Source organism: Pseudomonas brassicacearum, assembly GCF_003732265.1.
GTDB lineage: Bacteria > Pseudomonadota > Gammaproteobacteria > Pseudomonadales > Pseudomonadaceae > Aquipseudomonas > Aquipseudomonas brassicacearum_D.
The window spans coordinates 841448-865925 of the sequence record NZ_MOBK01000001.1 but is presented as its reverse complement, the minus strand read 5'-3'; the positions used below and the strand labels follow the sequence as shown (position 1 = coordinate 865925).

General features: G+C 57.3%; 22 protein-coding genes and 1 pseudogene. 9 read left to right on the top strand and 14 right to left on the bottom strand.

Features of this window, described 5'->3' with window-relative positions:
- Positions 1-69: 69 nt before the first annotated feature.
- Positions 70-328 (top strand): annotated as a pseudogene (locus BK660_RS32930) (MFS transporter); the annotation flags it as partial.
- Between the two features lie 57 nt (positions 329-385).
- On the opposite strand, the gene BK660_RS04110 reads toward BK660_RS32930, so the two are convergent.
- Positions 386-2008, bottom strand: a complete 1623-nt coding sequence (locus tag BK660_RS04110) for a DUF1254 domain-containing protein (protein ID WP_123432205.1) — start codon at positions 2006-2008, stop codon at positions 386-388.
- A gap of 412 nt (positions 2009-2420) precedes the next feature.
- Here BK660_RS04110 and BK660_RS04105 point away from each other — a divergent pair, with 412 nt between their 5' ends.
- Positions 2421-3134 carry a class I SAM-dependent methyltransferase gene (locus tag BK660_RS04105; protein ID WP_123432204.1) on the top strand — a complete coding sequence of 238 codons (714 nt, stop codon included), beginning with the start codon at positions 2421-2423 and terminating at the stop codon, positions 3132-3134.
- Positions 3135-3207: 73 nt separating this feature from the next.
- Here BK660_RS04105 and BK660_RS04100 read toward each other — a convergent pair whose 3' ends face one another.
- On the bottom strand, positions 3208-5694 hold the full coding sequence (locus BK660_RS04100; protein ID WP_123432203.1) for an arylsulfatase: 2487 nt from the start codon (positions 5692-5694) through the stop codon (positions 3208-3210).
- Positions 5695-5896: 202 nt separating this feature from the next.
- Between BK660_RS04100 and BK660_RS04095 the strand changes: the two genes are divergently transcribed.
- Positions 5897-6988, top strand: a complete 1092-nt coding sequence (locus BK660_RS04095; protein WP_221178637.1) for a formylglycine-generating enzyme family protein — start codon at positions 5897-5899, stop codon at positions 6986-6988.
- Between the two features lie 337 nt (positions 6989-7325).
- Here the strand turns inward: BK660_RS04095 and BK660_RS04090 are convergent, their stop codons facing one another.
- Entirely contained in the window at positions 7326-8228 is a 903-nt protein-coding gene (locus BK660_RS04090) for a LysR family transcriptional regulator (RefSeq protein WP_185044959.1), read from the bottom strand.
- Between the two features lie 124 nt (positions 8229-8352).
- On the opposite strand from BK660_RS04090, the gene BK660_RS04085 reads away from it, so the two are divergent.
- Together BK660_RS04085 and BK660_RS04080 are read left to right on the top strand one after the other, a co-directional pair.
- A complete protein-coding gene (locus BK660_RS04085; protein WP_123432200.1) occupies positions 8353-9783 on the top strand; it encodes an aldehyde dehydrogenase family protein in 1431 nt (476 codons plus the stop codon).
- A gap of 250 nt (positions 9784-10033) precedes the next feature.
- Complete coding sequence (locus BK660_RS04080) at positions 10034-10276, top strand: hypothetical protein (protein ID WP_123432199.1); 243 nt, start codon at positions 10034-10036, stop codon at positions 10274-10276.
- Positions 10277-10545: 269 nt separating this feature from the next.
- Here BK660_RS04080 and BK660_RS04075 read toward each other — a convergent pair whose 3' ends face one another.
- The 5 genes from BK660_RS04075 to BK660_RS04055 form a co-directional block, all read right to left on the bottom strand.
- Entirely contained in the window at positions 10546-10878 is a 333-nt protein-coding gene (locus tag BK660_RS04075; protein ID WP_123432198.1) for a hypothetical protein, read from the bottom strand.
- Positions 10879-11043: 165 nt separating this feature from the next.
- On the bottom strand, positions 11044-11439 hold the full coding sequence (locus BK660_RS04070; RefSeq protein ID WP_123432197.1) for a hypothetical protein: 396 nt from the start codon (positions 11437-11439) through the stop codon (positions 11044-11046).
- A 259-nt stretch (positions 11440-11698) separates the two neighbouring features.
- Positions 11699-13024, bottom strand: coding sequence for an epoxide hydrolase family protein (locus tag BK660_RS04065; RefSeq protein ID WP_123432196.1), 1326 nt, complete (start codon positions 13022-13024; stop codon positions 11699-11701).
- A gap of 111 nt (positions 13025-13135) precedes the next feature.
- Positions 13136-14044, bottom strand: a complete 909-nt coding sequence (locus BK660_RS04060) for an alpha/beta fold hydrolase (protein ID WP_123432195.1) — start codon at positions 14042-14044, stop codon at positions 13136-13138.
- 10 nt (positions 14045-14054) lie between these two features.
- Positions 14055-14768: an SDR family oxidoreductase gene (locus tag BK660_RS04055; RefSeq protein ID WP_123432194.1), complete on the bottom strand. Its 714-nt coding sequence runs from the start codon at positions 14766-14768 to the stop codon at positions 14055-14057.
- A 197-nt stretch (positions 14769-14965) separates the two neighbouring features.
- On the opposite strand from BK660_RS04055, the gene BK660_RS04050 reads away from it, so the two are divergent.
- Entirely contained in the window at positions 14966-15556 is a 591-nt protein-coding gene (locus BK660_RS04050) for a TetR/AcrR family transcriptional regulator (RefSeq protein ID WP_123432193.1), read from the top strand.
- Positions 15557-15728: 172 nt separating this feature from the next.
- Here the strand turns inward: BK660_RS04050 and BK660_RS04045 are convergent, their stop codons facing one another.
- A complete protein-coding gene (locus BK660_RS04045; RefSeq protein WP_123432192.1) occupies positions 15729-16148 on the bottom strand; it encodes an MAPEG family protein in 420 nt (139 codons plus the stop codon).
- 80 nt (positions 16149-16228) lie between these two features.
- Complete coding sequence (locus BK660_RS04040) at positions 16229-17182, bottom strand: diiron oxygenase (RefSeq protein ID WP_123432191.1); 954 nt, start codon at positions 17180-17182, stop codon at positions 16229-16231.
- A 181-nt stretch (positions 17183-17363) separates the two neighbouring features.
- Here BK660_RS04040 and BK660_RS04035 point away from each other — a divergent pair, with 181 nt between their 5' ends.
- On the top strand, positions 17364-18320 hold the full coding sequence (locus tag BK660_RS04035) for an AraC family transcriptional regulator (protein WP_123432190.1): 957 nt from the start codon (positions 17364-17366) through the stop codon (positions 18318-18320).
- Between the two features lie 33 nt (positions 18321-18353).
- Here BK660_RS04035 and BK660_RS04030 read toward each other — a convergent pair whose 3' ends face one another.
- Positions 18354-18800 carry a hypothetical protein gene (locus BK660_RS04030; protein ID WP_123432189.1) on the bottom strand — a complete coding sequence of 149 codons (447 nt, stop codon included), beginning with the start codon at positions 18798-18800 and terminating at the stop codon, positions 18354-18356.
- 126 nt (positions 18801-18926) lie between these two features.
- The gene (locus tag BK660_RS04025) at positions 18927-19904 is read right to left on the bottom strand and encodes a LysR family transcriptional regulator (protein ID WP_123432188.1); all 978 of its coding nucleotides are present in this window, start codon (positions 19902-19904) and stop codon (positions 18927-18929) included.
- A 167-nt stretch (positions 19905-20071) separates the two neighbouring features.
- Here BK660_RS04025 and BK660_RS04020 point away from each other — a divergent pair, with 167 nt between their 5' ends.
- Positions 20072-22108, top strand: a complete 2037-nt coding sequence (locus BK660_RS04020; RefSeq protein ID WP_123432187.1) for an alkyl/aryl-sulfatase — start codon at positions 20072-20074, stop codon at positions 22106-22108.
- 71 nt (positions 22109-22179) lie between these two features.
- Here the strand turns inward: BK660_RS04020 and BK660_RS04015 are convergent, their stop codons facing one another.
- A complete protein-coding gene (locus tag BK660_RS04015) occupies positions 22180-22584 on the bottom strand; it encodes a (R)-mandelonitrile lyase (RefSeq protein WP_123432186.1) in 405 nt (134 codons plus the stop codon).
- Between the two features lie 160 nt (positions 22585-22744).
- Here BK660_RS04015 and BK660_RS04010 point away from each other — a divergent pair, with 160 nt between their 5' ends.
- A complete protein-coding gene (locus BK660_RS04010) occupies positions 22745-23656 on the top strand; it encodes a LysR family transcriptional regulator (protein WP_123432185.1) in 912 nt (303 codons plus the stop codon).
- A 62-nt stretch (positions 23657-23718) separates the two neighbouring features.
- Here BK660_RS04010 and BK660_RS32550 read toward each other — a convergent pair whose 3' ends face one another.
- Positions 23719-24126: a hypothetical protein gene (locus BK660_RS32550; protein WP_185045002.1), complete on the bottom strand. Its 408-nt coding sequence runs from the start codon at positions 24124-24126 to the stop codon at positions 23719-23721.
- Between the last annotated feature and the right edge of the window lie 352 nt (positions 24127-24478).

Sequence of the window (24478 nt, the reverse complement as noted above, 5' to 3'; positions counted from 1 at the left end):
TTGAGTGTGGTGACTTGGTGGGCTGTTCGTCTGTTCGCTGGCGAACATAGCAATACTACGGCGGCGACGGCGTTTCTCTTCCCACTGGAATCCGCGCCTTGGCCATCGCGGTGTTTTACGCGTTTGGCACTGGTCTGGACGGCATCATCGGGCCGATGCTGTTTGGCCAACTGATCCAGACCCGGCAGCGCAGCAGTCTTGGTGGGTTAACTGATAGGCACTGCGCTGATGTATGTGGCGGCGGTAGTGCAAGCGGGTTGGGGAGGTGGCTGCGCAGAGTCAAGCATTGGAGCAGGTGGCCAGGCCTTTGTCGCAGGCTGGGGATTGAGCCCCCCAACACCGCGGTCAGCACCACCCCAACGGTTGTGCTGACCGCGACGCTGTGTCACCGAACCAGTTCGAGTTCGCTCGGCCGCCACGCTTTGCTGAAGAACGATTCAAGTGGACTGTAGAGGCGCAGGATCGTGAACCAGCCCTTGTCCGGCGTGGTCTGGATCCAGTTGCCTGCCTTGGCGTCGGCGGGCTTTGTAGGTCCGAAATAGATGGTGGTGGACCCGTCCGCGTTCTCGACGGCGGCCGGCGAAGGGTAGGTCTGGCTGCCGGCGCGCGGGTAGCGCTGCGGCGTCTGGAGCATGGACCGCGTCTGGTTGTCGTAGACGGTGAACGACCAGAACCTGGCCGCAGGAATTTTCGGCGGCAAGGTCACCTTGTAGGTCTTGCCGCCATCGAAGGGATTCTTTTGCGCATCGGTGAAGCCCATGAGGTACTGCGAGCCCACATTGGGCAGTCGCATGATCATGCCCGGCGAATCCATGGTGTAGCCGTAATAAAAGGCCGTGCGCGAATCGAGTGTTCGCGCCCCTGTCGGTGGTAATGGCTTGAACAAGCCTTCCTTGGTGATCATGGGCGGCGGTGTCTCAAAGTCGAAACCTCCCTGCCAAAGCATGCTGGCCCACATCGAATTCGGGTAGTAAGCCCAGCCGGGGTATTCGGCGCCACGAAAGTTCAGTGATCGACCCGCCGCATTGCCCACGGCCGCCGCGTCGGTGAGGATCTTCTTCATCCTCTCGTCCGGCGCAAAGGGCTTGCCCTTGACGATACCGATGGCCGCCAGTTGGCCCAGGAGTTCCGGGTCGAACGAGGTGGCCGGTTCCAGCTGCACAAGCTTGTCGAGCATCTCGTAATAGGCAAAGTCATTAGGGGGAATGGTGTTGAAAGCCTTGCCGCTGCCCTCCACGAATTTTGTCGGTGGTATCGGCGGATTGGGCTCCAGCCGGATCTGGCCGGCGAGCGCCGTGGCGATGCTGGTGCCGTAGCCGCCGGGCGTGTAGGGATAAATCTTCAGCTTGTCTTTGATCAGGTCGACAGCGGGTTTCGGATCATTGTTCTCCATGAAGGCGCGAACGGCATACAGCACATGATTGGTTTTGGATCGGCCTACGAAGAAGCCACTGTCTGGAAGCGGACCGTCGTAGTCCGGCGGCACGACCAGGTACTTTCCGCCTTCGCCCCGATCAGGGCCGGGCGCGCCAATGTCGATGATCCAGCCGAACCACATGTCATTGAGTGTGCCGAGTGATTTGGGTGGCACCTCAATCACCATTGGACCTTTCGTCAAGTCGAGAACAGAGAGCGAATAGATGGTGTCGGCGTTGGCGGTGAGAAACAGCGATTGGGAGTCCATCAGCTCGGAGAAGATGACCACCGAATTGTCTTCAGCCCCAATGCTGTGGAAACCCTCGCGAATCGCATAGGCCGATGCGCCTGAAAAGCTGTTCATGAACGCGTCGATGCCGCGAGTGAACGCCAAGGTGTCGTAGACGTCCTGCGTGGTTTTAACGCTCGGCGCACCGTCCTTGAACTCCAGCGTGCCGATACGGGTTTCGATGCGATCGGGTGTGGTGATTCCCCGTGGAATTTCGGTGGCCGCCTGCGTGGCGGCCATGGCAGGCAAGGCCAACGCGATAACGGCCGCCAGAGCGGTTATGGGTTTAAGAGCTTGCGTCATGGAGTTCTCCTTGAAGGCTGCCAAATGCATGGACTACCCAAACTGGGGAACTACTGGCGCAGGGACATTTCTCTGGGCGCGGTCACTTACTTAGCGCTCTGGTCATCCCTGAGGGGGACGCGGATGACCTTTTACAAATGTTGCGCACCCTTGTTGGAGCAGCACGGTCTGCTTGATGGGTTTTTTCCAGCAAAACCAAGCATAGGTGCACATTTGTCATTGCTCCAGTTACCGCGTGCTTTTGGCCGCTTGCGGCCCGTTGAGAAGGACTGAAAGCGCCCCGTCGCTAACTGTCGCCTGGACGAAACCTGACTGCTTTGGCATTCCGGGTAGGAATGCAGTGCATAAAATTAATGAATTTTTCTTATCACTTTTTATGACCTAAGTTGATTCAAGGACATGGAGAACCGCCTTGAAATCACCACTTAACTCAGCTGAAAAGTTTGATAACGCTCGGGCCAATGAGTACGGACGACAGAGTCGTATTGCACTGGCAGGTTATGACGCCTGTCAGGACTTGGCGGCGTGCATGCTCGCGGCAAGCCTTGGAAATAGGGGTTCGGCAAAAATACTGGTAGTCGGCGCTGGCGGTACCGCGCAGGAGATCATCGCGATGGCCAGGCTCGAGCCGGGTTGGCACTTCACCGCCGTCGATCCATCTGAGCCGATGCTGGAAACCGCGAAACAGCAGTTAGCCGTAAACAACGTGCTTGAAAGAACGGACGTGCATCTTGGGCGCGTTGAAGATTTGGTCGCAGATGAGTCCTACGACGCAGCCACTTTGATCGGTGTGCTCCATCATCTGGATGGGGATGAGGCCAAGGGAGACATTCTGCGATCCATTCGGGCTCGTCTGAAACCGGGGGCTCCGCTGATTGTCGCCGGCAATCAATATGCCTATGCCAGCCAGCCGTTACTCCTCGCTGCCTGGGGGCAACGTTGGCGGCAGCACGGAGCCAGCCCGGATGAAGTGAAAATCAAACTTGGGAAAATTCTTCAAGGCGCTGACCCTCCACATTCTGAGGCGGCAGTTCAGAAGCTTTTGCACGATGCGGGTTTTGGGGACGCTACCCGGTTTTTCAGCAGCCTGTTCTGGAGTGCCTGGTTAACGTGTAAAACAGTCTGAACGGCGATCTGAGTGGCAGCTCTTGGCGGGTAAGTCGCGGATCATCTCGTGCGAGTTGACCCGCGTGCTTTTCCTAGTCTTTGGTGCCGACCTTGTTCTGAACTGCTTCCTTGCCCGCGACATTCAACTGCGTTGGTTCAAGCTTGACGGTAAGTTTGTGCAGTGAACCGGTGAATGCAAACGGTATCTGGTAATCCTTGTCATCGACGGGGGTGCCGGTGTCGGAACCGACATCGAAACTTTCATCCACACCGAAGACGAATGGAACGCTGTGTGGGATTGTTTGACTCGCCAGTTGCTTTCCATCCACCGACAGCACGCCGGTGCCGCCCTTACCGAATCCCGGCCCAGCATATTTGAAATCAAAGCTGATGCTGTGCTTTCCAGGAGTGAGCGCCTCGGTCCCTTCCCAGCGGAATCGCGCAACGCCTTCGAGGTTGTAGTTGAAAACCGGCTTACCTTTCATCAGGTAGAGCGCGTAACCCCCAAAGCGGCCGCCGTCGGTCACCAACACACCGTCGCCGCCGCTTTCAGGAACACTGATGTCTGCCGTAATGACGTAGGACTTGTTCAACACGTTGGGCTCGTTGCCTGGAAGAATGCCGGTCACTGGCGAAAGGTAAATGAACTCGGTGCGTCCAGCCACAATGCTCGGCCTCTGTGCAATGACGCGCGTAAAACCGGAAGCGTCGAGCGGCAACACCTGATATTTGTTCGCTTGCACCCAGAACAGATCCTGTAACTCCTTGAGTTTTGCAGGGTTGGCAGCGGCTATATCGTCATTCTGCGTCCAGTCCTTGGTGATGTCATACAGCTCCCATTTGACGCCATTGACGATGTCCTTGGGTGGCTGAGAAGTAATGTCCCAAGGTGCGCGGTAGGGCGTCGTCGATGCCATCCAGCCTTCGTGATAAAGCGCGCGCATTCCAAACATCTCGAAATACTGCGTGGTGCGTGTAGAAGGCTTTTCGGCATTCTGCTTGTCGAAGAGGTAAGCCATGCTCGTGCCTTCAATGGGTTTTTGCGCAATGCCGTCTACCTGGAGCGGTGCATCTATGCCGGTGGCTTCAAGAATCGTCGGTTCAATGTCAATGACGTGGTGGAACTGGTTACGGATGCCGCCGGCATCCTTGATCCGGTTCGGCCAGGCGATGGCCATGCCCTGGCGGGTGCCGCCAAAATGCGATGCAATTTGCTTGGTCCACTTGAAGGGGGTGTCCATGGCCCAGGTCCAGCCCACGGCCATGTGCGGATAGGTTTGGTCCGATCCCCAAGCATCCAGATACTTCATCTGTTCGGCGACCGGCACGTCGATTCCGTTGAAAGTGGTCATTTCGTTTGGTGTGCCGTTAGGGGTACCTTCTGCGCTACTGCCGTTGTCGCCACTAATGTAGATAATCAGCGTGTTATCGAGCTTGCCGATATCATCAATCGCCTGAATTACCCGGCCGATTTCATTGTCGGTGTACGCGAGATAGGCCGCGTAGACCTCCATTTGGTGGGCATACAATTTTTTCTCGTCCGCCGAAAGTTCGTCCCATTTTTTCAGTGAGTCCGGCCACGGTGTGAGCTTGGCAGTCGGCGGGATAACGCCAAGCCGCTTCTGATTGGCGAAGATCTGTTCGCGCGCAGCATTCCACCCCATGTCGAACTTGCCCTTGAATTTGTCGACCCACTCGGGCGTGGGGTGATGCGGCGCGTGGGTACCGCCGGGCGCGTAGTAAAGAAAGAACGGCTTCTTCGGATCGAGCGCATTCAACTCATTGACATAGCCGACGGCGTCATCCGCCATCGCGGTGATCAGGTTCCACCCCGGTTTGCCGACGTAAGGATGGATCGGCGTAGTGTTGCGCATCAAATTGCCCGGTTGCCACTGGCTGGTTTCGCCGCCCATGAACCCGAAGAAATAATCAAAGCCCATACCAATGGGCCATTGATCAAACGGACCGGCCTGACTGATCTGGAATGACGGCGTGTTGTGGTTTTTGCCAAACCAAGACGTTGCATAGCCGTTGTCCTTGAGGATTTTGCCAATGGTCACCTTGTCCTTGGTGATGACGCTGTTGTAGCCGGGATATCCGGTTGAAATTTCCGTGATGACGCCGAAGCCAACGGAGTGGTGATTGCGACCGGTAATCAAGGCTGCTCGTGTTGGCGAGCACAGTGCCGTCGAATTGAATTGCGTGAAGCGCAATCCGGCTGCCGCGACGCGATCCATGCTCGGCGTCGGGATAAGACCGCCGAACGTACTGGGCGCGCCGAAGCCGACGTCATCGGTGATGATCAACAACACATTGGGCGCATCTTTAGGCGGGACGACGGTCGGCGACCAGTAGGGCGTCGAGGTCGTGGCGTCGAGGTTGATAACGCCGCCGAATGCGGCTGGGGGATTAGGGAGGTATCGCCCATCGATTGTCGTAGTTGCGCTGGGTGAACCGGGCGTGCCGTTGACTTCTTGTGTCGCTGCATTCGCGCAAGAGAAGGCGAGCAAGGCAACTGCCAATCCTGAACTGATGCGCTGGTGCAGCCTTATAGGTTTATTCCAGTGTGCAGTGGCCATGGCCAGCTCCTGTAACCCCTCGAAACCCCAAGCCCGGAGTGTAGAACCGTTTTCTTCTCTCGCCAGTTAATCTCGACGTTAACTCGAGTGGCCGTTGACTTTGGAGGCGTGGTGTCTATACCTGAACTTGATACCAGACAGGTTCAGCAAGGGCCGCAGTCTTCAATCAAGGGGGGGGCAAATGCTTATCAGGAAACGGCGTTTGGGTATTGCCATTGTCTGCGCCGTGATCGTGTCAGTTTGCGTGGCGTTTGTGGTGTATCAGCCTCGTGGCCCTGTGCCTTTGACGCTGGGTGATGGAAAAAATGGCCCACTGGGAATGGTCTGGCTTCCTGCCGGCGAATTTTTGATGGGTAGCGATCATAAGCAGGCTCGTCCAAACGAAAGGCCGGCCCACAAGGTTCGACTTCACGGGTACTGGATCGACCGCTACGACGTGACCAATGCCGATTTCGCTCGTTTCATTTCTGAAACGCATTACGTCACTACTGCCGAACGCAAACCCAAATGGGAGGATCTGAAAGTCCAACTACCGCCTGGGACGCCTGAGCCAGATGACAGCGACCTGGTGCCTGGCGCATTGGTTTTTGTCGGCACAGACAGACCCATTCCGCTCAATGATTTCAGCCAGTGGTGGGCATTTGTCCCGGGGGCTGACTGGCGTCACCCTCTGGGACCCGACAGTACAATCGAGGGCAAGGAAACCCATCCAGTTGTTCAGGTCTCACGTGAAGATGTACAGGCGTACGCAGCATGGGCGCACAAGCGCCTACTCACCGAGGCTGAATGGGAATACGCCGCGAGAGGCGGACTGGAACAAGCGAATTATGCGTGGGGGAATGACTTCTCGCCCGGTGGAGAAAAGATGGCGAATACCTGGGATGAGGTACAGCCTTTTCCCGTGACCGGCGCCAGTAACAAATTCAAAATTGGCACAAAGCCGGTAGGCAGTTACCGACCTAACGCCTACGGGCTCTACGATATGTCCGGGAATGTTTGGCAATGGGTCGCCGATTGGTATCGAGCCGACGCGTTTAGAGTTGGTCTCAAACATCAACCGGCGGGTGAAGTAGCGGTAAACCCAATGGGGCCTTCCGACAGCTATGATCCCGAACTTGGGGTGACGGCCAATGCACCGCAGCGCGTAATCCGAGGCGGATCTTTTCTTTGTAGCGACAGCTACTGCACGAGTTTTCGAACCAGTGCCAGGCAGGGCGCAGACCCTATGAACTCCATGTCGCATCTCGGATTTCGCTTGGCGACAAGTAATGACCAATGGGAAAAGAACCGTTGAAATACAAAACGCACGCTGACCATGTGTGAAAACACGAATGACCGCTATTGGCTGTGGATTCAACCGGTCGATGCAACAGATTGGCTAAATCGTTCTGCCGGTGTTTCGTAGTCTAGTGTTTTCCGAGGGCGGCTATTTAGCTGCCTTGAACTCATCAGCCCAATACGACCAGCAGAAATCATTTCCCGGAATCGACACCAGTTCAACAGTGGACTCACGTATGAGGATGAGTGACTCGACAGCTGAATCACACTCCGCTGTTCCCTGGAGCAAGCGATGCAGGTGGCGGGTTTTCATGGGGTATTCCATTGGACGATAAAAAGGCGGCGAAACATGATCAAACCACAGCGGGTCGCAACTCTTGGGCCAGTTCAATCAGCGCGCGCAATCGCGCCGGCACGAAGCGATGGCCCGAGTAGTAGAGCCTCAACCCGCCAAACGACGGGCACCACGGCATCAGCACTGGCAACAGGATGCCGCTGGCCAGTTCTTCCTGGATGAACCACTCGGAAATGAAACCGATGCCAAGGCCCGACAACACGGCCTGTTTGATAGCCAGCAATTCGTTGGAGGCGAAGCGCACCGGCAGATCCATCTGCAGCTTCTGGCCGTCGCGCTCCAATTCCCAATGGTAGAGACCACCATGGGCCATGCGCATGCCGATGCTCTGGTGGGTGAGCAGGTCTCGCGGGTGCTCGGGCACGCCGTGGCGCTTGAGGTACTCGGGCGTTGCTACCACGAGCATACGGATATCACCCGACAGCGCCACGGCAATCATGTCTTGCGGCACGGACTCTGCCAGGCGAATCCCGGCGTCAAAGCCCCCGGCGACGATGTCGACCATGCTTGATTCGCTGACGATGTCGATGCGCACCTCGGGATAGCGCTCAGCGTACTGCTTCAATAGCGGCTCCAGTAGCAGGTAGGCGGCGCCATGTGGTGCGTTGATGCGCAGTGTGCCGCTGGGTTCGTCGGGGCCGACGCTGGCCTCTTCGTCGGCACTTTTGATCTGTGCCAACGCTGGGGCGATGCGTTCCACATAGCGTTGCCCGATGTCGGTGAGGGCAACGCTGCGCGTGGAGCGATTGAACAGGCGTACTTTCAGGCGCGCTTCCAGACCGGCCACCGCGCTGCTCACGGCGGTGGTGGACATGCCCAACTCCTGTGCTGCGCCTCGAAAACTGCTGCGGCGCGCAACGGCCAGAACCACTTCCAGTTCGGTCATTCCTGTTCTGTGCATGGATTGTCCTGAAAATGCGGATGCTTCATGAGTCAAAGGATAGCTTATCGGAACAATGAACTCTTCTTAGACTTCGCTCCACAGAGACTCGATTCAGGCGAGTCATTTTGAGCGAGGAGTTTCCATGCAACGCATTGAACACATCTATATCAACGGCGAGTTCGTCATTCCGCACGGTCAGGAATGGTTCGACCTGCATAACCCGAGCACCGAGGCAGTCATCGGTCAGGTTCGACTGGGCGATGCACTGGACGCACAGCGTGCCATCGCCGCCGCCAAGTCTGCGTTCCCGGCCTGGGCTCGTACCAGCCGAGCGGAGCGCATTGCGGCACTGCAACGCATGCACCGGGCCGTGGCGGCAAGGGAGGAAGAACTGCTGGAAGCCATCCTCGTGGAATACGGCGCACCTGCGGTACGTGGGCGCTGGATGGCGACTTATCCGGCTGACGTGATCGCGCAAGCGATCGATGCACTGGAAGCGTTCGATTTCGAGGAGCAGGTCGGCATGGCCAGGGTCATTCTGACGCCCGTGGGCGTTACCGGTCTGATCACGCCCTGGAACAGCAACGCGGGCTTCATCTGCAACAAGCTGGCCACCGCGCTGGCGACAGGCTGCACCGCCGTCATCAAGCCCAGCGAGATGAGCGCGTTGCAGACGCAGGTCGTGGTCAGGGCGTTGCACGAGGCAGGTCTGCCAGCGGGTGTATTCAATATCGTCAACGGACGGGGCGATGTGGTTGGCGAGGAAATCGTCCGTCATCCCGACGTTGCCAAGATTTCGTTCACGGGGTCGTCCGCGGTGGGCAAACATCTGGTAAGAACCGGTGCCGACACCATGAAGCGCGTGACGCTCGAACTCGGCGGCAAGTCGCCCACCGTGGTGCTTGACGATGCGGATTTCCAGGCGGTCATGCCGTTGGTGCTGCAAGCCGGATTTCTCAACAGCGGCCAGGCTTGCGTCGCGGGCACTCGCATCCTGGTGCCGCGCAGTCGGCTGGCCGAGTTCGAGCGGGTTGCGAAGGAGGGCGTCTCACAGATTCGATCGGGCGATCCGCGTAACGCCGACACCGACATCGGCCCGATGGTGAGCCAGAAACAATGGGACCGGGTGCAGAGCTATATCCGTATCGGCCAGGAAGAAGGCGCGAGGTTGCTGGCGGGTGGCGAAGGTCGTCCGGAAGGCTTGCACGCCGGATGGTTCGTGAAGCCCACGATCTTCAGTGATGCCAACAACCGGATGCGCATCGCGCGTGAGGAAATCTTCGGCCCCGTGCTGACGATCATCCCCTACGAGGATGATGCCGATGCGATCAGCATTGCCAACGATACGGACTATGGGCTGAGCGCCCTGGTGTTGGGAAAAAGCTCTGAACGTTGTATGAACGTTGCCCGTCAGATCGATTCGGGACGCGTGCTCATCAACACCCTGGCCCACGAACCGCGTGCCCCCTTCGGTGGATTCAAGCATTCAGGTCTTGGGCGCGAAATGGGCAGATGGGGGATGAACGCGTATCTGGAGCCGAAGACGTTGATCAGGTATGACCCGTTGAAATGACTGGGTCAGGTTCCTGACCGGGAGCACTGGATGGGGAATGGCAGCCAGCGTCCGCTTTTGGCCGAAAGCTGCCCCTACGAAGGGCTGTAATCGACCAAAAGCAACCGGTGAAGAACGATACGATAGGAGTGAAACCCGGCCAGTGCGCAGGGTTTTTTGTTCTCACCATTCGTCTAATGCCGGGCACTTACAGCGTTTCTCTACCTCTCATGTTCAAGCGCGGACATATACATAACTATCGGAGAGCAGCATGGATATCGATGAGAATGCACCGGGAAACAAATCGCAGCAGGGCACTACGAGCGGCACGGATAACGAAACTGGTCATGACCCCAAGCGGTCTGAAGTTCCGTCGAAAACGGCCGAGGTTGACGCGCCTAATAATCCAAAACAAGACCCCGCAGCTGAAGAAAACTCGTTCAGTCCCGACTTCAAATCAGAACCTGAACATAAGCCGGTTCAAGATGGCGATATTGATACTCAGGGGGGGTAGTAACATCTTGCGAATCAGTACGGAGACTCAGCATGGAAATGATGAGGGTGCAGCTGGAAACATGATTCAAAGCGCAAAGAATTGAAGCCCCGCTGCCTGCTGGGTAATTGCACAGACATGTCCAACCAGTTGCATTCGACCTGACCAGTCATTTGCATTGTATTAGAACAGCACGCTTCGCAGCCCTGATCGGCAGAGAACGACCCAAAGCAGTCATTAGGAATATTTGATGCTGCTGCTCTGGCATCTGCCAAATCTGCTTTATTCGCTCACCATAGCTGTGCTTCTGCTTCATCGAATTTATCGGCGACTTTCAACAAAGTATTTGCCCACCCGCTGCTGATACTGACTTCTTGCAGTGGGCCTGTTGGGGCAAAAAGTACAGCAAAGCGCATTCTTTCGGGCAGTACCCCAGCTCTAAGCGAGTTGATCAGCCCCTCCAATTCTGCTTTCGCTTCATCTCTATCCGACCAAAGAGACCAGCAGAAATCATTCTCGGGAAGCGATACCAATTCGATGGAAGCCTCCAGCACATGAATGAGAAGCTCAAGTGGACTGTTGTGTTGTGTTGATCCTCGGACTAACCGCTCTGTACGGCTCATCTCCACAAGGCAGCCAAGTGTCAAACCTTCGCAATAGTTAAATCCTGGCGCGCTTTGTAAGGCTCGGACAGGTATGTGGTGTCTGGAGAACCGCTTCTAGCCGATTGCTGCCTGCGACGACGGGCAGCAATCGACTGTGAGTTCAACCGGTCGATGCAATCCAACTTAGCGACGATAGTAACGGTGCTCGTCCTCGTAACGGTGCCGCATGGCCCGATCCTGATGGCGCTCCCAATCACGACGTTCGGCTTCTCGACGGGCTTGCTCCCGACGCCAGTTTTCCCTGCGCCATTCGTCTCGGCGCCAATCGTCTCTGCGATCGTGCCAGCGGCCGTCATGCCAGTAGCGGTCGTCATGGGCAAGCAACGGCCCTGTCTGCTGGCCGGTCATGCTGGCCAAGTTTGGCCAAGGGTTCTCGGCGGTGTGGGCAGGCACTTGAACGGCTGTGACTTCAGTGGCGAAAGGAGGGGTTGAGGTTTTCATCTGTGTGGCTGATGCCGAGCTCACTGCCGCAAACGCGAACAGGCCGAAAAGCACCATCCGTGGGACATGGAATTTCATGAGCGAAGACAACCTCTGATCGAAAATTGGGCGTGTGGCCAATTGGCTGAGGCAAGCCTGCGGGGGCAGTGCTTACCGAGCGAATGTGCCTGTCCAGATAGACCGGTAAATAGGGAAAAGTTCTAAAGGACCACATAACAACACTCGAATATTTCGAAGGCTTGATCCGCGCACGTTGAATTCATGATGTCCTTCTGAACGGACATCGGTGGTGCAGCTTGCCCATCAAGACAATGGGCAAGCCAATGCAACGCTTTACTTAGCGCAAGGTGCGGAAGGCTGCGCGCAGTTCCTTGGCGAACAATTCAGGCTGTTCCCAGGCAGCGAAATGCCCGCCCTTATCCACTTCGTTGAAATAGATCAGGTTGGGATAGGCGCGCTCGGTCCAGGTTTTCGGTGCCTGGTAAATTTCGCCAGGGAAAACGGTCACCGCGACAGGGATCTTGATATCCCGAGTCTTCTGTTCCACGGCATTGAAGTTGTTGGTGTTGTTTTCCCAATACAGGCGAGCGGACGAGATTGCGCTGTTGGTCAGCCAATACAAGGAGATGCCGTCGAGTATTTCGTCCTTGGTCAGGGATTTTTCCGCATCACCGCCGCTGTAGGTCCACTGGTTGAATTTGTCGAACATCCACGCGGCCAGGCCTGCGGGTGAATCCGACAAGCCGTAGCCAACGGTTTGTGGCCGGGTGCTCATCATGGCGCCATAAGCGGCATTTTTGCTGAAGAAGGTTTTCAGCGACTCATAAGCCGCTGTCTCCTTGGCCGACAGACCGGCGGGAGGCGGGGTGCCGTCGTTGATCGCCTTGGCGACATCGGCAGGCACGGTGGCCGGCATGTTCACGTGGATCCCCAGCAAGCCGGGTGGCGCCTGACGTCCCATGGCGTCGGCGATCACTGATCCCCAGTCGCCACCTTGTGACACATAGCGCTTATAGCCCAGACGTTTCACCAACACATCCCACGCCACGCCGATTCGGTCGGGACCCCAGCCGCCGTCGGTAGGTCTCTGGGAGAAACCGTAGCCGGGCATCGAGGGGATGATCACGTCAAAGGCATCTTCGGCGCGACCACCGTAGGCCGTCGGGTCGGTCAGCGGGCCGATGGCCTTGGTCAGTTCCAGAATCGAACCCGGCCAGCCGTGGGTCAGCAGCAGCGGCAGGGCGTTCGGGTGTTTCGATTTGACGTGGATGAACTGGATGTCGAGGCCGTCGATTTTAGTTACGAACATCGGCAGCGCATTGAGTTGTTTTTCAACCTTGCGCCAGTCGTATTGCGTCCCCCAATAACCGACGAGTGCCTGGAGTTTGGCCAGTTGCACGCCCTGGGATTGATCGTTGACCGTTTCGCGGTCCGGCCAACGGGTCGCCAGTACCCGTCTGCGCAGATCGGCCACCGCGTCTTCAGGAATGTTGACCTTGAACGGACGAATCGAGCTGTCCTGCTCGGCGCTGGTGGTGGCTGCCGGCGTCGTACCGGCCCGGGCGTAAGTGGGCGAGACGAGGGCGACCAGTGCAATCGCACCAGCAGTTGCTGAAACAGCTAACAGGCAGTGTCGGAACGCTGCAAACGATAGTGCTGACATGGTCGTACTCCAGGGAATTGGGGGCGATAAAATTCGACGACGGACTACATTTGATTTCCATACCGCGACGGTGTGTCGCTCAAAGTGTTTTCGAACGCGATGAGGCCCGACCTAGTTCAGGAAGGTGTTGGCTTGCTGCACGAAATCGTTGGCGTACTGGAACAGCGAACCGTGTCCCGAGCCGGGATAGATCAGCAACTTGGCGTTCGGAATATGCTGTTGCAGCGTGTAGGAGTTCTCGGTGGGCACCATCACATCCTTGCTGCCGTTGACGACCAAGGTCGGCTGGGTAATCTGGCTCAATTGCGAAAAAGTGCCGTCACCGGGAGCGCTCCATTTGCCCAGCGCCGCGCCTTGGGCTGCGATGACCTTCATCGAACTGAGCTTGTCGAGGCCTTCCGTGCGCTGGTGGCGCCGTTCCCAGAACTCCCGGGCGGCCTGCTGGCTTGCCGGCGCCGGATCGAAGAACAGGTAAGCGGTCTCTTCCTGCGTGGCGATCGACTCGCGCAGGGCGATACCCGGAACCCGTGGATCATGTCCCGAGACCCCGCCACGCGGTGATGTTCCTGCCAGGATCAGCCGACGCACCAGTTGCGGATGGCGCAACGCAACTTCCTGGGCCACCATGCCGCCGATTGAGAAGCCCAGCACATCGACCTTCGTCAGCCCGCGGGCGCGGGCAAAGGCGGCGACGTGGTCGGCCATGGCTTCGAATGAATCGGGTGTTTCGCCGCTGCTGAGGCCCACGCCGGCATTGTCGAACAGGTAGACCGGTCGCTGCTGTGCCAGGCCATCGGTCAGTGCCGGGTCCCAATAATCCATGTTTCCACGAAAGTGCTGGAGCAAGATGACTGGAACGCCAGTCTGCGCGCCGAACTGGCGATAGGCATAACGCACGCCGTCAGCTTCGACGAATTGATTGGGGGCGCTGTTGTGTGTGGCAGCGGGTGCCGCAATGGCGCCGCTGGCGGCGATGACAAAGAAGGTAGTCCCGAGGGCCAATCGCTGGAAGAGGTACATGGTGAGCTCCTTATGCGATGGTTTCGGGATTCAGGTAAGCCGCTTGCTCAGTCGACAGGCTGGCCTTGATGGCGCGTGTACCTGTGTCTGCGAGCACTTCTTTCAGGTCTGCTTCCACACCGTCCAGCGACTGGATCACGACGTCGGATGGCTGGACTTTTGGCACGTCAAAACCATGGGTCAGGTCGGTATCGATGAAGCCCACGTGCAGTCCTTGCACGCTGGTGCCCTGGCCGTGGAGTTCGATCCTCAGCGAGTTGGTAAAGCTCCAGGCTGCCGCTTTCGATGCCGCGTACGCGGACAGGAAAGGGGCGGCAACCCAAGTCGCATCCGACAGTACGTTGACAATCGCGCCACCGCCGTTGGCTTTAAGCACAGGGGCGAAGGCCAGGCTGACGTGCATGACGCCGTAGTAATTGGTTTCAAAGATTTCGCGGGCGGCGTCCACCAGGCCAGGATCCAGCATCGATGGCAGCAGGCGGGCAATGCCTGCATTGTTGACCAGCAATGTCACATCGCCCGCTTGAGCCACTGCCGCAGCCACTGATGCCGGGTCGCTGACGTCAAGACGGATGGCGATCACCCCCGGAATATTGACGCCTTCGGGGTTGCGTACGCCGGCGTAGACCTTGCTCGCGCCACGGGCCACGAGCTCTTTGGCGAAGGCAAGGCCGAGACCACGGTTGGCGCCGGTAACGAAGGCAACGGAGTTTTTTATTTTCATGAGGATGTGCTCTGGGTTGGTTGAGGCTTTTGCCCTATAAGATTGCGCTCGCAATCATTGAATTAATAATGGTGGTCGCATTTATTAAAGTCAACATAAATATTACTTTCGTAATAAACTCTGTGCCTGGCTGCATATTCATTCATTGCGGGCACAATTATCGCGTGCAAGAATGAGCGCAGAAGAGGAGCCTCATTATGAAAATCTCGAAAGAAAAATCAGAAGCCAACCGCGCCGCGCTGGTGGAGACCGCCAGTCGCCTGTTTCGTGAGAAAGGGATCGACGGGGTAGGCGTTGCCGAAATCAGCAAATCAGCCGGCTTGACCCACGGAGCGCTATACGCGCACTTCCCATCCAAGGAAGCGTTGGCCGCCGAGGCGCTGGAGTGGAGCCTGGAGCAGGGCAATGCAAAGCTCTATACAGGCACGATCGATGGCGAGCCGGACCTGGATCGCTTCCTGTCCGAGTATTTGGCAGTCGATAACCGCGACAACTACGCCGACCACTGTGCAATGGCCGCGTCTGCCAGCGAAATTGGCCGCCAGGATGTGGCGATCAGCGCCAAGTACACCGAGGGCTACATGGTGCTGGTGCGGGCGTTTGAGCGCAGAGTTGCCGCCAACAATCCCGACGTCGACGCGCTGGCCACAGCCATGGGCATCGTTGCGGCCATGATCGGCGCCCTCTCGGTTGCGCGCGCCACGGCGAAGGCCAGGCCAGAGGTCTCGGCCGAGGTGCTGCGAGGCGTGCGTCACATGATCGATGCCGCGCTCGGCAAACCGGTCTGATTGGAAAGACGTTGACGCTGGCTGCCCTGGCTTGAACGTCTGCTTCTGGTCGTTCTCTGCCAATCATGGTTACAAAGCTTGCGGGTCAGATCCGATGCAATCGGTGGTCAGAACCAATCCAAATGATTGGTCAATTCGAATGCAAGTGGGCGGTCAAATGGAGCGCACTTTCTCAGCCATGACCCGCAGCGATGACAATGAGCGCGAGAAAGCACAGCAACTGAACGCTAAAGAAGAAAAACCGAACGGCCACGAAAGCATCGGTTTGCGCATGGCATACGTGAACCAGCGACTGGCACACGCGAGCGATCAGCACGCACAGGCTCAAGTAGTTCACGGCAGGCCCGTTGATGTCGAGGGCTGATATCACCCAGACGATGACGGCAAAGACCGGCAGGTTTTCCACGCAGTTGGCGTGTGCCCTTGTCCCGCGTCGATACCAGTCCTCGCCTTCGAGTTGATCGCTGCGGAAAGAGGCGATCGGCACATTCGAGAACAGGATACCGACCCAGCGATACACGCCGACGGTGGCCATCAACAGCAGCAATGTCCAGGTCGCGAACCCAAGCAGCATCCACATCGGTATCGTCATGGCCGCCATCCTCCACAGATCGCTGTCAGCACGTCATTCCGTAGCGCGCGGCCGACGGGCCGTCGGTCGCGCGCTATCGCTCAATGGCTCATGATCGGCGCCAGTGCGGCTTGAATCCTGGCCATCTGTGCGGGCGTTGTCATGCTCGTCAGCAGCCGGCCAAAGTGTGGATGCTGCACGCCCGAGATGATGTATTGCCAGCGGTAGGCGCCCAGCACGCCGGCCTTGATTTGCGCAGTCTCGTCGGCACTGAGCGATCTGGAAACATTGCCAATGAAGTACTCGGCATCGGCTGCCGATTGTGCCTGCAGGATGGCATCGACGGCCCCCACCAGCGCAATCAGGTCATTCACTGCCTGGTCGCATTCGGCCGGCGTGAGTTTCGCGTGCTCTGCCTTCCATTCCAGTTCATCGAGTACGACGTGCCGGCTTTCATCCTTCCAGTGAAATTTGAAGACATCCTTGAACAGCGGGCACAGCTCCTCGCGCGGGGCGATGCTTTTCGTATAGTGCGTTTGCACAAACAGCTCGATATGGCAGGTCAGCGCCAGCACCGACCAAGTGCTGGCCGCCAGTACCGCGCGCGCCACATCGTTGGCATCGGCCACTTGACGATAACCTGCGGGCAGGTGCGAACCCACTAGCGTTTCCATGCGCCGGAACAGCTCCTGGTGCTTGATCTCGTCGTTGGAAAAGCGCACCAGCGCTTCGAGGGCAAGTTGATCGTCAAAGACATGGGCGCGGCCCTGATCGAGCATCTTGGCGCTGATAAAGCGCTCGACCAGGCCAAAGAGGTACGCATAGGTCCGGCCCTGAATCTGACTGAGCAGGCGCGCTTCGTCCGCGGCGAGAAAGCTCAGGCGGTCGATCTGCGACAGCCCGTCGGGCAGGAATTTGCGCGAGAAGTCGAAGCTACGGTCCTGGAGCAAATCGCGATCGATCTGCCATTCCGATTTTTTCGATGATCTGACAAGTTGCGCATAACGGGTGGCGTTGCCTGAATCCGGGCCGGGTATGGTCGCGAGGGTGTTCATATCGATCTCCTGCTGTGGGGCCGTTAGGTTGACGTCGGAACCATTCGCCATGGGTGAAGCCTCTGGGGCTCGTCTCGGTCGCCGGGTCCGCGTTGGTGCTAATCTAGTTGTCGCCGTTAGGGCCGTGAATGACCAGTACGCCTGATTACCTGCTCCGGGCTCCGGAAAGGAGGGTTGGCAATTGCTGGATGCGCTTTCTGATGTCTTGCGAGTGATTCGGCTGTCTGGAGGGGTGTTCCTCGAGGCGGAACTCACCGCGCCGTGGTGCATTAACGGCAGGCTCTCGGTGGATGACTGCAGGCCGTTTCTGGCGGCGCCCCGACACGTCATGTCGTCGCATTTTGTCGCTGCGGGGCACATGCAAATATGCATCGACGGTGCTGCCGCCATCGACGTGGAGGCAGGCGAACTCGTGCTGCTTCCTCACAATGACGCTCATTCCTTTGGCAGCGACCTGAGCGTTGAGCCCATGCCGGTGAAGGACGTTATCCAGCCGCCGGAAGTCGGCACGATTTCACGGATCAACTGCGGCGGAGGCGGCGAGGTCACCCAGTTATTGTGCGGATTCCTCGGCTCCGAAACGCCCTTCAATCCGTTGCTGTCGTCGCTGCCGTCCTTGTTGAAACTGGACCTGCGCGCGACGGCTTCGGGCGCCTGGATCGAAAGCTCATTCCGTTTCGCTGTCAGTGAAATCGCAGCGGGGCGTGTCGGCTCGACAACGGTCATCGCCAAGCTCTCGGAATTGCTGTTTGTCGAGGCCGTCAGCCAGTATGTCGCCAGCCTTCCGGCGGAGCGTCGCGGCTGGCTTGCAGGGTTGCGCGATCCGCACATCGGGCGTGCACTGGCGCTGCTCCATGCCCGGCCAACCGAAAGCTGGACGGCGGAAGCACTGGCTCAGGAGGTGGGCATGTCGCGCTCGGTATTCGCCGAGCGATTCACGGCTTTGGTCGGACAGCCACCGATGCAATACCTGACCCTCTGGCGTATGCATGTGGCGGCTCAACAGCTGCGCGAAGGTCGCGGTAATGTGGCGCAGATCGGCTTTGCCGTCGGCTACGAATCCGAAGCCGCGTTCAGTCGCGCATTCAAGCGCCAGTTCGGCACATCCCCTGGCACTTGGCGCAGACAATCGGCATGAGCAAGTCAGGTGCCGATGGACGTTTACTGGGTTTCATCGAGTCACGTGGGCCACATCGCCGCAGAATATATCGGCGTTGCCATCTTCTGGCGAAGTACGCACGACAATGGAGTACTTGCCGGACAACAGGTCTTGCATTTTTATCGGCGCGCTTCTGTAGAAGGTCCATCCGCCGGTACCCGCATTGGGTTCAGTGTTGACCTTATCGTTCATGGCGAACGCGGCAGGCCCGGGTTGCTGGCAACTGCCTTTGTTGATGAACGTGTAGATACGCGGCGGCAAGATGGTTCCGTTTGGAACGCCGGTGATGTAGAAGTCAAAGTTGGTTTGATTGCCTTCGCCCGTCAATGTGGTCGTGGCGGAATGACCGGGGTTTCTCTGGGTCGCCGCCAATGGAAGATTCATTGACTGGTTTGATGAGTGGGTGCAGCCGAAGAGACTTGCGGTAATCAATAGTACTGACAGGGGATAGAGTTTCATTGCCAACCTCCAAAAGTGGAAGAAGTGCGGTGGGGGGACTCTTGGGTATAGCTCATTCACGCGGCGTTGCGTTCTTGAATATCCCGCGCAGTCGCCAAAGTGCATGAGATTTCGGCAGGCGAACCACTAACCGTGATCTTTTTTCGCTGCGCTGGTCATTTGGGCCAGAAGACTTTCACGCTGGCGAATTTCCTCTTCCACACCCCTCACTTCGTTCATGTAAACCTCTACGGCGGGCGGCAGTGAGCGCTCTTTCAGGTAGATAAAACCGTAGCGGGTGCGCAGGGCGAGGTCATGGAGGGGTAATGGTACGATCTCGCCGGCGAGGAACTCTCGCTCAAAACTCGATAAATTCCCTACCGCCAGAGCGTTGCTGTTCTCGACGAATTTTACGATTTGCATGGGCACGTCTATTTCAATGGCCGGTACAAAATCACCGTTCAGCGCATCGTATGCACCGGCACAGCCCAACGTTGCCGGGAGCAGATGGGTGGCCAGTCGCAGCGGAATACGCGAAGCCACCCAGGGATAATCGAGTGTTTGCGCCAACGTCAAAGAACGCTTTTGCGAAAGCAGAGGATGGCCGGGCCGACAAAACAAACGTCCCTGGTGCTCACCCAACAGCTCACAGGTGAATGCTTCCCGACCTTCCAGGGTACTGATTTCGGCGATCCCCAAATCCACCACGCCGGTCGCGACCTGATGAGCCACGTCACGCCATCCGGCAACATGGGCCGTGATTTTGATGTGCGGATGCCGGGCATGCAGCCGCGCGATGCTGGTGTATCCGCTGGTGATACTTGGATAGGGACCCAAGGCCACTTTCAGTGCGCCGATATCACCTTCCGCCAGCAAGGCAATGTCACGCCGCAAATCTTCCTCGGCCACTAACAAGCGCCGACTTTTTTCGCGAAGCAAATGACCAAACGCCGTCAGCGCAACGCCTTCAGGGCGTCGGTCGAACAGCGTGACGCCGAGTTCACTCTCCAGCAACTGGATGCTTTTGCTCAGCGCCGGCTGGGAAACCCCTAACGCTTTGGCCGCTCGACCAAAGTGCGCATGTTCAATCAATGCCAGGAACTGACGTAAGCGACGGGGCGTCATCTCATAACCTTTATGTTATCGAAAGCCACTGAAACGGAATTTTTCGTAATGAAATGAATATGCTATTCATGGCCCGACGGGTCAAGTTGACGCGTACCCAAACAATAAAATCGGGCGCAATTTTCCGCATTGACGCTCTTGGCAGCCCTTGGTACAGGAACCCCCTCATGCACAACAAGACCCTTCATCTGGCACTGGCAATTACGCTGGGCTGTGGCGTTAGCCCTGCGATTTTTGCTGCCGATGCAAACGGCGCAAGTTCTGATCCTTCCTCAACAAAAAGTGCGCACTTCGATAGCAAAGGCAAACCGCCTTCGGCCTACACGATCGAACTGCAAAACGGTGTACGCAAGGCACTTCCGTTCGGTGATAAACGAGATTTTGAAGAGGCCAAAAGAGGCTTTATTGCGGCACCGACCTACAACAAGATCATGGCTGAAGCCGGAAATGTTGCTTGGAACATGGGGAGCTATGACTTCCTGCTCGACGGCAAGGACTACGACAGCATCAATCCGTCCTTGCAGCGTCAGGCGATCCTCAATATGGCCTTCGGTCTGTACGAGGTGGTTCCGGACAAGATTTACCAAGTGCGCGGGTTTGACCTGGCGAACATCACGTTCATCAAGGGCGATACGGGCTGGATTGTGTTCGACACGCTGATGTCGAAGGAAACCGCCAAGGCTGCGCTGGATTTTATCAATGAAAAACTCGGCAAGCGCCCGATCGTGGCGGTGGTGATCTCTCACTCCCATGCCGACCATTTTGGTGGCGTGCGCGGGTTGGTCGATGAGGCCGATGTGCGCAGCGGCAAAATCCCGCTGATAGCACCCACCGGCTTCATGGAACATGCCGTGGCTGAAAACGTCTACGCCGGTAACGCAATGACCCGGCGCGCATTCTTCCAATATGGCGTGTTGTTACCGCACAGTCCTTATGGCCACGTCGACATGGCCATCGGTAAAAATGCGTCCATTGGCAACATGGGCCTGATCGAACCCAATCGCTATATCTCGAAAGATTTCGAGACCCTGACGATCGACGGCGTGGACATGGAATTTCAAAGTACGCCGGGCACCGAAGCGCCCGCGGAGATGAATACCTGGTTCCCGCAGTTCAAGGCATTCTGGGCCGCGGAAAACATCGTCGGCACCATCCATAACATTTACACCCTGCGTGGTGCGCTGGTCCGTGATCCACTGGTCTGGTCGAAGAACATCAACAACGCGTTGTATCGCTACGGACAACAGGCGGACGTCATGTTCGCCGCGCACAGTTGGCCACGTTGGGGCAATGAGCGGATTCAGGACGTCATGCGCGCGCAACGCGACGCCTACGCCAACCTGAATAACGCCGTGCTGCACGCGGCCAACCAGGGCGTCACCATCAACGAGATTCACAACGTCTACAAATTGCCGGACAGCCTGAAAAACAACTGGGCGACCCACAGCTATCACGGCTCCGAAGAGCACAACAGCCGCGCCGTGATCAACCGCTACCTCGGTTACTGGGATGCCAACCCGGCGACGCTGATGCCGTTGTCACCGAAGGATTCGGCACCGCTGTACGTGGAAATGATGGGGGGCTCAGAGAAGATCATGACCAAGGGCAAGTCCTTGTTCGATCAGGGCAAATACCGCGAAGCCTATGAAATCCTGAATAAGCTGGTGTATGCCGAACCCAAAAACACCGAGGCCAAGGACTTGCTCGCGGACGTCTATGAGCAGGTCGGCTACCAAAAGGAAAGTGCCGGGGTGCGTAACAGCTTCCTTGCGGCGGCGTATGAATTACGCCACGGCATGCCAAAGGGTTTACCGCCCAAAACCACCGGGCCTGACATGATTCGCGCCATGAGTACCGAGTTGTGGCTGGAGTACCTCGGCATCGCCCTGGATGGCAGCAAAGTGGCGGATCAACACTTCGTCTTGAATCTCAAGACGCCCGACAACGGTGAGCAGTTTGTGGTTGAGTTAAGCAATTCAACCCTGACCAATATCAAGGGGCAGCAAGCGAAAAATGCCGACCTTACGATCACCCTTGATCGTTCTGATCTTGAAGGCGTAATGGCAAGGAAAACCAGCTTCGCTCAACTCGTTGCGGCCGGCAAAGCCACCTTCACAGGCAATCACAAACCCTTCGAACAGTTGATGGCCGCCATTACCCCGTTTACCCCCACCTTTGAACTGCTGCCCGGTACCCAGGAGTAAACCAACAGGGCTGCGCTTTATTTGTTTCGGGCTGAAGCTGCCTTGCGCACCTGATGACACCAGGTGCGCAATCAAAACTCTTGGGCGTAGTGTTCGTCGCTGACCTGTTCCATCCAGTCGACCACTTTGCCGTCCAGTACTTCGGCAATGGCGATGTGAGTCATTGCCGTGGTGACTGTCGCGCCATGCCAGTGTTGGACATTCGGTGGAATCCACACGGTGTCACCCGGTTTGATTGAACGAACCGGTTGCCCGAGTTCCTGCACCAGACCGGCCCCGGCAGTGACGATCAACGTCTGACCTAGCGGGTGAGTGTGCCAGGCCGTGCGAGCGCCCGGCTCGAAGGTCACGGTGGCGCCGCTGACCCGAGCCTCTTCTGTGCCCTTGAACGGCGCGTCGACACGGACAGTGCCCGTAAAGTAATCGGCGGGTCCCTTGGCAGATGGCTGCGAGCCGTTCGGGTTAATGACGAGCATGGATTTTCCCTCCTCTGCGGGTGCATCGAAAGCGAGCAATGACAGCGATAACGCCGTGGCTCGAGATTTTTCATGATTGGAGCGAGGTCGAAATCTATCAGCTCCTCATTAATAGGATTAGTCGCTAGAATCCAAAAATACTTATGTGGAGCTCTCATCAATGCTCAGGGAAAACGCCAGTGATCTGCTTGCCTTCCTCGCCGTCGCCAGGGAGCGCAGTTTCACCAAAGCTGCTGCCAGACTCGGGGTGTCCCAATCAGCGCTGAGCCACACGATTCGTGGCCTGGAAGCGCGGCTTGGGCTGCGTTTGTTGATGCGGACCACGCGTAGCGTTTCGCCCACCGAGGCAGGCGAACGTTTGATGAGAAGGGTGGGGCCCCATTTCGAGGAAATCGAAATAGAGCTGGCGGGCCTGAGTGATCTGCGCGATACCCCCGCCGGCAATATCCGTATCAACGCGATGGACCATGTGCTGGATCAGATCATTCGCCCCGTGCTGAAAGACTTCCTTCCCAAGTACCCGGACATCTCGGTGGAGGTCTGTTGCGACTACAGCTTCGTCGACATCGCCGCACAGGGTTTTGATGCCGGGGTCAGGCTGGGCGAGGACGTGGCCGAAGGCATGATTGCTACGCGTATCGGGCCGGACATGCGCATGGCGGTGGTGGGGTCTCCTGGCTACTTTGCCAATCGTGAATTACCCACGACGCCTCGGGCGCTCACGGATCACCTGTGCAACAACCTGAGGTTGCCCACCAACGGCGGTCTGTATGCCTGGGAGTTCGCCAAAGAGGGCGAACGTCTCAAGGTTCGTGTGTCAGGCCAAGTGACCTACAACGGTGTGTATCAGCTGTTAGACGCGGCACTCGATGGTTTCGGATTGAGCTATGTTCCCCATGACCTTGTCGTGCCTCACCTCAATGCCGGACGCCTGATTCAAGTGTTGGAAGACTGGTCGCCCTGGTTTGCCGGCTTTCATCTCTACTACCCGAGTCGTCGTCAGGCGTCGCCTGCGTTTGCGTTGTTGGTGGAGGCGTTGCGTTACAAAAAACCATCCTCTTCCATGTCCTGAGGGCTACGAAAACCAGGGTGTCGGCGTCGGTCGCAAAGGGCCGGGTGCGCCACAACCGAGTATTAAAATAATCTGGTTATTTCATTCAAGATCCGATCCTGGGTTTCAGTACTGGGTCTTTGACGATAAGCCACTGCTAAAAATGCAACGCCTTCGTAGTCGCAGCGAATCGAAAAAGTCATACCTTGCCTAAACCCAAAAACGGATCTGTCTCCTGCATCAACAAAATATCTCGCTTTTGTCAGCGCCGCCTGGGCGTGCTTCAGGCATTCAGACTGGCTAAATGAGTGTTGTATCCAGCTAGTCGTGACCCGCACCGAAGAAGTCTCGCTGTCATCGACAGGTGGTCGAGCAATGGCTTTGTCAGGTGCATTAATACTTTCGTTACTGCTACAAGCGGTCAGCCCCATTGAGATAACAGTCAGCAAAAAGCCCAAACGAAGTCTCGAATGCTTAAGTGAGTTTCGCATCGCGTGGCGTTCCTCTGACGACGTCGTCTCTAGTGTAGAAACAGATGTTGTTAGCATAGCAGTGGAAAAGTGGCCCTCTGGCAGCCGATCTGCAAGGTCAGCTATTGGCCGATTGCTACCCGTTGCGCCCCTGGGAGTAGCTGCTCTCCTTCACGGCGAAACGATCCTTCTGTATGAAATGAGTCGCGGTGTCATTTTCAAAGGCTTTGGCAGTTGGTTTTTTTTCTTACCGATTGCTGTTGGCAACTTCTTTTCCGGCTTGGGCAAACACCGCAATTGCCACCCGATGAACTACGTTCCAAACCCTCCCCCCCCCAACTGTTTGGTGGTTGTACGACACTCAATGTCCCTC

Coding starts and splice junctions, on each gene's coding strand:
- BK660_RS04100 (WP_123432203.1), bottom strand. CDS start 5,694: ATGGCCACTGCACACTGGAATAAACCTATAAGGCTGCACCAGCGCATC.
- BK660_RS04015 (WP_123432186.1), bottom strand. CDS start 22,584: ATGCTCGTCATTAACCCGAACGGCTCGCAGCCATCTGCCAAGGGACCC.
- BK660_RS04075 (WP_123432198.1), bottom strand. CDS start 10,878: ATGAGCCGTACAGAGCGGTTAGTCCGAGGATCAACACAACACAACAGT.
- BK660_RS04030 (WP_123432189.1), bottom strand. CDS start 18,800: ATGAAACTCTATCCCCTGTCAGTACTATTGATTACCGCAAGTCTCTTC.
- BK660_RS04085 (WP_123432200.1), top strand. CDS start 8,353: ATGCAACGCATTGAACACATCTATATCAACGGCGAGTTCGTCATTCCG.
- BK660_RS04110 (WP_123432205.1), bottom strand. CDS start 2,008: ATGACGCAAGCTCTTAAACCCATAACCGCTCTGGCGGCCGTTATCGCG.
- BK660_RS04025 (WP_123432188.1), bottom strand. CDS start 19,904: ATGACGCCCCGTCGCTTACGTCAGTTCCTGGCATTGATTGAACATGCG.
- BK660_RS04080 (WP_123432199.1), top strand. CDS start 10,034: ATGGATATCGATGAGAATGCACCGGGAAACAAATCGCAGCAGGGCACT.
- BK660_RS04050 (WP_123432193.1), top strand. CDS start 14,966: ATGAAAATCTCGAAAGAAAAATCAGAAGCCAACCGCGCCGCGCTGGTG.
- BK660_RS04060 (WP_123432195.1), bottom strand. CDS start 14,044: ATGTACCTCTTCCAGCGATTGGCCCTCGGGACTACCTTCTTTGTCATC.
- BK660_RS04065 (WP_123432196.1), bottom strand. CDS start 13,024: ATGTCAGCACTATCGTTTGCAGCGTTCCGACACTGCCTGTTAGCTGTT.
- BK660_RS04090 (WP_185044959.1), bottom strand. CDS start 8,228: ATGCACAGAACAGGAATGACCGAACTGGAAGTGGTTCTGGCCGTTGCG.
- BK660_RS04040 (WP_123432191.1), bottom strand. CDS start 17,182: ATGAACACCCTCGCGACCATACCCGGCCCGGATTCAGGCAACGCCACC.
- BK660_RS04020 (WP_123432187.1), top strand. CDS start 20,072: ATGCACAACAAGACCCTTCATCTGGCACTGGCAATTACGCTGGGCTGT.
- BK660_RS04045 (WP_123432192.1), bottom strand. CDS start 16,148: ATGACGATACCGATGTGGATGCTGCTTGGGTTCGCGACCTGGACATTG.
- BK660_RS04070 (WP_123432197.1), bottom strand. CDS start 11,439: ATGAAATTCCATGTCCCACGGATGGTGCTTTTCGGCCTGTTCGCGTTT.
- BK660_RS32550 (WP_185045002.1), bottom strand. CDS start 24,126: ATGCGAAACTCACTTAAGCATTCGAGACTTCGTTTGGGCTTTTTGCTG.
- BK660_RS04055 (WP_123432194.1), bottom strand. CDS start 14,768: ATGAAAATAAAAAACTCCGTTGCCTTCGTTACCGGCGCCAACCGTGGT.
- BK660_RS04010 (WP_123432185.1), top strand. CDS start 22,745: ATGCTCAGGGAAAACGCCAGTGATCTGCTTGCCTTCCTCGCCGTCGCC.